The sequence below is a fragment of the Shewanella electrica genome, from assembly GCF_022321485.1.
Classification (GTDB): Bacteria; Pseudomonadota; Gammaproteobacteria; order Enterobacterales; family Shewanellaceae; genus Shewanella; species Shewanella electrica.
The window spans coordinates 1-258 of sequence record NZ_JAKOGG010000459.1 but is presented as its reverse complement, the minus strand read 5'-3'; the positions used below and the strand labels follow the sequence as shown (position 1 = coordinate 258).

1 protein-coding gene is annotated in these 258 nt (G+C 46.9%); it reads right to left on the bottom strand.

The features are described 5' to 3' along the window. Nucleotides 1–200 (bottom strand): hypothetical protein (locus L9G74_RS21200; RefSeq protein WP_238898738.1); only part of this gene is annotated, 200 nt, incomplete at its 3' end. Nucleotides 201–258: the final 58 nt, after the last annotated feature.

Genomic DNA, 258 nt, shown 5'->3' with positions numbered 1-258 from the left:
CCGGTAAACAAATGAGCTCTTGTATCAAGCAGCATCGATATCGAGAAATTGGCAAAGTGTTGCTTGGCTGCTTGATCTTCCAGCATCTTGGTTCCAGTTCTTGAACGCGAATATATAAATACGAACAGAGAATAGGCAAGCAAGCGAGACAACAGCAGGCCGTGTGACGTGCCAACTGAAAACAGCGCTGCTGTTGTCAAGTGTGGTACCCAATGGTATCTTTTCACCGGTATAGCCGAAGACCGCCGCTTTGATAAC